The organism is Microcystis sp. 49638_E5 (assembly GCF_021300285.1).
Taxonomy (GTDB): domain Bacteria; phylum Cyanobacteriota; class Cyanobacteriia; order Cyanobacteriales; family Microcystaceae; genus Microcystis; species Microcystis aeruginosa_C.
In genome coordinates this window covers 1-6334 of record NZ_JAJTDH010000143.1, presented here as the reverse complement: position 1 = coordinate 6334, position 6334 = coordinate 1, and the positions used below count along the sequence as shown (strand labels likewise).

The 6334-nt window shown below is 53.1% G+C and carries 3 protein-coding genes; all 3 read left to right on the top strand.

The features are described 5' to 3' along the window. Window positions 1–41 precede the first annotated feature (41 nt). Genes LW728_RS22360 through LW728_RS22350 form a run of 3 tightly spaced genes read left to right on the top strand, consistent with a single transcriptional unit; the run spans window position 42 to window position 6054 of the window. Complete coding sequence (locus LW728_RS22360; protein WP_287768368.1) at window positions 42–1325, top strand: cytochrome P450; 1284 nt, start codon at window positions 42–44, stop codon at window positions 1323–1325. Between the two features lie 26 nt (window positions 1326–1351). Further along, window positions 1352–4792, top strand: a complete 3441-nt coding sequence (locus LW728_RS22355; protein WP_287670895.1) for a type I polyketide synthase — start codon at window positions 1352–1354, stop codon at window positions 4790–4792. 59 nt (window positions 4793–4851) lie between these two features. Then, entirely contained in the window at window positions 4852–6054 is a 1203-nt protein-coding gene (locus LW728_RS22350; RefSeq protein ID WP_287670897.1) for a cytochrome P450, read from the top strand. Window positions 6055–6334 lie beyond the last annotated feature (280 nt).

The following is a 6334-nucleotide window of genomic DNA, read 5'->3' as shown; positions in this document are numbered from 1 at the left end:
GACAGAAAAGAGCTTCTAGACTAGACATAGATGGGTTGGGGGTGCTGAGTTTATATATTTTTCAGCTTACTAGCCCCCGCCTTTTCTTTCCTCCCTTATCCCGAACTGACGTTAGAAAGATAATTTTTAATCCTTTTCTCGCTAGTTTCAAGAGCGATCCCTACCCGACCTACCATCGCCTCCAGGAGAGCGATCCCGTACATAAAAGCTCGCTCAACGGAGCCTGGGTACTGACCCGATACGCCGATATCAAGAAAGTTCTCCGCGATCCGAGGTTTCGCGCGGAACAGTTGTCCGGAAGGATCTCCGCCAAAAGTGTAGTACCCAGAGCCGCCGGGGATTTCGCCGCCTTGGCGATCGCTACGGGAACTTGGTTATTGTTCCTCGATCCCCCCGACCATACCCGACTCCGGAGTCTGGTCGGCAAAGCCTTCTCGTCGGCCGAGGTGGAGCGTTTGCGGGGCCAGATCCGGGAGATGGTGAACCAACTACTCGATCAGGTCAAAGACCGCGAGCGGCTGGATCTGATCGGCGATCTCGCCGCTCCCCTGCCGGTGATGGTCATCGCCAAGATGCTCGGCCTGCCCGCCGCCGATCTAGACAAGCTCCGTCATTGGGCGGATGAACTCTCCAGGGTAGTCGATCCCCTGCGCTCGCTCGGCGATTACGAGTACCTCAACGAGGTAGCTGGAGAAATGATCGATTACTTCCGACGACTGATCGGAGAACGACGGCTCGCTCTCGGCGAGGATCGTCTCAGCGCCCTGATCACAGCCCGCGAACAGGAGGACAAACTAAGTGAGAACGAACTGTTGTCGATCTGTATTTTTCTCTTTGTAGCCGGGGAAGAAACAACGGTTAACCTGATCGGTAACGGGATGTTAGCCCTCTTACGTTCCCCGGAACAGATGGGCCAACTGCAACGACACCTAGAACTAATCCCTACCGCAGTAGAAGAATTCCTGCGCTATGACAGTCCCGCACAATTTACCAGCCGGGTCGCCGCCGAGGATATTGAGTTGGGGGGAAAAACGATCGGTGCAGGCGAACTCGTCTATCTTTGTCTCGGGGCTGCCAACCGCGATCCCGCCCAGTTTGCCGACCCCGATCACCTCGATCTAGCCCGTTCGGACAATCGCCATCTCGCTTTCGCTGACGGTATCCATTACTGTCTAGGGAGTATCCTGGCACGTCTCGAAGGCCAGATCGCCATCGAGGCGATCGTGCGAACCTTTCCCGACCTAAAACTCTCCCCGGATCCGTTAGAGTGGCGGGAAAACATTATTCTGAGGGGTTTGAAATCCCTGCCTGTTACCACCGGATAAACTAATTTTTTCTGTTAGATGAAGCGATGATAACTGATAGAGAACCAATTGCGGTAATCGGGATCGGATGCCGTTTCCCCAGTTCCCCCACTCCTGAAGCATTCTGGGAAAATCTCCGCAACGGGATCGATACGGTGTCCGCAGTACCAGGCGATCGCCCAGAACTGGCCGCCTTGAGTACAGTCCCCCTAGATGATCCCGATGATCGCTCCTACCGATGGGGGGGGTTTCTGGAGGGAATCGATCGGTTCGACCCGAAATTTTTCGGTATCCATCCCCAAGAAGCCCCTAGTCTCGATCCCAAACAGCGCCTATTTCTGGAAGTCGCGTGGGAAGCCCTAGAGGACGCGGGACAGATTCCCGAACGACTCGCCGGTTCCCCGGTGGGGGTATTCGTCGGGGTCTCCAGTGTCGATTACTACGCTCTTCTGATGAATCAGCCCGAACAGGTCGATGGCTACACGGTTCCCAATAACTCGAACTGTATCATCGCTAACCGTCTCTCCTACACGCTCGATCTAACTGGACCGAGCCTGGCGATCGATACAGCCTGCTCCTCCTCCTTGGTGGCCGTCCATCTCGCCTGTCAGAGTTTACGAATGGGAGAATGCTGCCTAGCGATTGTCGGTGGGGTAAACGTGAATTTACTGCCAGGCGTGTGGCTCGGTTTATCCCGAGGTGGCATGATCTCCCCAAACGGTCGCTGTCGGTCTTTTGACGCGTCCGCCAATGGTTACGCGCGGAGCGAGGGTGCGGGGGTGTTGATCTTGAAGCCCCTATCTAGGGCGATCGCCGAGGGTGATCGGGTATACGCCTCGATTCGGGCCAGCGCGACCAACCAGAACGGCCGCGGCCAGCGTTTAACCGCTCCCAACCCCAAGGCCCAGGAAACCCTTCTCCGCCAAGTGTACGATCGGGCGGGCATTTCCCCCTCCCGAGTTCAGTACATCGAGGCCAACGGAACCGGCACGGTACTGGGGGACTACATGGAACTGAAAGCCCTAGGCGAATTTTTCTCTAGCGAGGATTCCTCGATGCCTCCCCGCGCCGTCGGGACGGTCAAAACTAATATCGGCCACGCGGAGGGTGCGTCCGGGATGGCCGGGCTGATTAAAGTGATTCTCTCCCTGTGGCATCGACAGATCCCGCCCAGTTTACATTTCCGAGAACCGAATCCCCACGTCCGTTTCGATCGTCTGCCGCTCGCCATCCACACCCATCTCACCGAGTGGCCCGAGAGCGAAGAACCAGCGATCGCTGGGATTAACTCCTTCGGTTTTGGCGGTACGAACGCCCATCTGGTGATCGAGGAGAGGCCAGCCCGACTATCGGCTCCGTCTCCGTCAGAGCGCCCCCTCGAGATACTGACCCTTGGCGCAAAAACGGAAGCAGCCCTGCGGGAACTGGCCCTGTGCTATCACGAGTTTTTGTCGGCTCACCCGGAACTTTCCCTCGCCGATGTTTGTTTCTCCGCCAATACTGGGCGATCGCCATTTGATCACCGTCTGGCGATCGTGGCGGACTCCCTCGAACAACTCGGCGATCGCCTGCACCTTTTCGCAACGGGCCACCCTGGTCAGGGCATCATTCACGGCAAAATCAATCGCCGTCGGCCGGCCAAAGTCGCTTTCTGGTTCCCCGGCCAGGAAAATCCCCGAGTCGGCACTGGCGATAATCTCTATCGCACCCAGTCCACTTTCCGCTCGGCCCTAGCACACTGCGAGCGAATTTTACTTCCCTATCTAGAAAAACCGCTTCTTTCCCTCCTCTACCCCGAAGATGATCGAGAAGCCCCCGATACCTTCCCTCGTTATACCCCCGTCCTCAGTTTCGCCCTAGAATACGCCCTCGCCGAAGTCTGGAAATCCTGGGGGATCGTTGCCGAGGCGTCGCTCGGTTACGGCATCGGCGAGGCGATCGCCGCCTGCCTGACAGGAACCGTAAGTTTAGAGACAATCCTTCCCGCCATCGCCACGGGAGAGTACCAGGAAACCCCCAGGACGGGACGGGCGGAAAAACTGGCCGAACTCGCCGGGACAGAATGCGATCTCTATCTGGAAATCGGTCGGCACTGGGAATTTCCCGCAACTGACCCAAAACTTCCCGGAACTTGGCTTTCCAGTTGGCAAGACGCTTGCTCGGAATGGGAATCCCTGCTTCTCTGTTTAGCCCACCTACACACCAGGGGGATCGGGATCGATTGGTCGGCCTTTGAGGGAGATCGCCCGAGACAGCGTCTATCTCTACCCACCTATCCCTTCCAGCGTCAGCGCTATTGGATCGAGACGGAGGAAGTAAAAGGGGATTTCGCACGACCAGTAGAGGATTCGGTTTGCCGAACCCTCTCCAGCTCCCCCGGACAAGAGCTAGAGGAAATGTATGTCGCTCCCAGAGATCGATGGGAAGCGGAACTGATCGAGATTTGGGAAAACACCTTACACCTACGACCGATCGGCATTCACAATAACTTTTTTGAATTGGGAGGCGATTCTAAACTGATCGCCAGTCTTCTCGTAGCGATCGAAAAAACCTACGGCAGACAATTTCCCCTCGCCCTTCTCTACGAGGCCCCGACCATCGAACAACTAGCTGCGATTCTTCGCCAAGAAAATTGGTCGGTTCCCCGGAAGTCCCTAGTGCCGATCCAGCCGAATGGCTCCCGCCCTCCCCTATTCGGTATCCACGTTCTCGGCAAAGGTCTGAAAACCTATCGTTCCCTCCTACCCTATCTCGGAGCGGAACAGCCCGTGTACGGACTACACTACCGCTTGGGAGTTGTCCCTACCGAGCGATACGCCGAAGCGCTCACTACCGTCCCCGATCTGGCCGCTCACTATATCCAAGAAATGCAACTCTTACAACCGAAAGGGCCCTATCATTTATGCGGCCATTCTTTCGGTGGTTTTGTCGCCTTCGAGATGGCTCGACAATTGCAAGATCGCGGGGAGCCGGTCGCCCTCCTGATTCTCTTCGATACCATCGTTCCCGACTCTTTCAAGCGTCTTTCCCTCGCCAAACGAATCCTACAGCATTGGCAGAGCGTCCGACACTCCGGAACGAATTACATCACGCAAAAAATCCGCGGCAAAGCTTACCAGTTGATCCGCAAAAGCAAGCAGTCCTCTAGCCACCGTAACACGCTACTTTTAGAGAAACCAGCCCCCGCAATCGTCGTTCGTGCTGACGCAGACGATCCGGGCTTGCAGATGTTATCCGATCATACCCAGATGGCCGAAAAGTACCTACAAGAGCTGCCGACCTATTCCGGGAAAGTCACTTTCTTTCAAGCTTTGGAACAACCGCTCGGTCAGGGATGGTATATCGAGGAAAAATTCGGCTGGGGGAAATTCGCGGTGGGAGAATGGGAATCACACCTTATTTCTGGTAACCACAAAACTATGTTCCACGAACCGCACGTCCAGAAGTTGGGTGAAACCTTAAAATCCTGTTTGGATAACCTGCCCTAGATCTCTAAATTTTATCCCAATTTCTCCTTAATTTTTGTAATTATTTTCCCCCTCGAATTATGCGATTTAATCCTTTTATATTCCAAGCCGATTCCTATCCGATCTACCGCCAGCTACGCACCGAAGATCCCATCCATAAAAGCTTTACAGGAGCTTGGGTACTGACTCGCTACGCGGATATAAAATTCGTTCTTCAAGATCCTCGTTTTCATGCCGATCGCGTCCCAGAACGTATCGCCAAAGGGAGTCAGCGCATCGATACCCACGAGTTTCAAATGATGACGGAAAACCTACAAAAATGGTTTGTATTTTTGAATCCTCCCGATCACACCCGCTTGCGATCGGTCGCCAGTAAAGCCCTCGTCTATTGGACGACCGATCGCCTTCGTCCTTTTTTACAGGAGACCGTCGATCGGTTACTCGATAACTTCCGCCAGCAAGGAACGATGGAGGTGATCAATGATTTCGCCCGTCCCCTCTCAAAAGCCCTGATGGGGAGAATGTTCCAACTACCTGAACCCGATCACGATCGCCTTCACTACTGGACGGACGAGCTATTCTATCAAATTTTTGAACCGATGCTCTCTCTCGATGGGTACAAAAATCTTAATCAAGTCTCTCTAGACTTGATCGAATATTTCAAAGTGCTCATTAATGATCGAAAAAACAACTTACAGGATGATTTACTCAGCGATCTTATTACGGCGAGAGAGCGAGGGGAAAAGTTAGAGGAAGAGGATTTACTATCGATCTGCGTTCTTTTAATAAGTGGCGGACAAACTACCGGGATTAATTTAATCGGCAACGGAGTACTCTCTTTACTCCGTAATCCCGAACAGCTAGAAAAACTCCAACAACATCCTGAACTGATTCACAGTGCCGTCGAAGAGTTATTGCGCTATGAAGGACCGACCCAAATGATCGCCAGAGAAGCGGCGGAAAGAGTTGAGATCGATGGTAAAGTTATCGAGCCAGGGGAATTAGTATATCTCTATCTAGCCTCCGCTAATCGTGATCCAGAACAATTTCCCGATCCGGATCGACTCGATATCACCCGAGGGGAAAAGAGTCGTCATCTTTCCTTCGGAGCGGGAATTCATTATTGTGTCGGTGCCACTCAAGGACGCACTCAAGGACAGATCGCCATTAATAGCCTAGTCCAACAGATACCCGATATCCAACTACAAAACGAACCAATCGAATGGCGTAAGAGTATCGTGCACCGTGGACTCAAAGCTCTTCACCTTACTTGCAAATTGTAAATAACTTTCGAGAATCTCTTATGAGGGAGCATCTCACCTTTGTAACCCCTAAATCAGGTTTTTATGTCAAGCTATTTTGAAAGCCTTGCTAGAAACCAGTTTTATGGATAAGTATAATTACTCACTTGCATAAATGAGATGCTCCCCTCTTATGACTACTGTTTACTTAACGTCAGTTCGGGATAAGGGAGGAAAGAAAAGGCGGGGGCTAGTAAGCTGAAAAATATATAAACTCAGCACCCCCAACCCATCTATGTCTAGTCTAGAAGCTCTTTTCTGT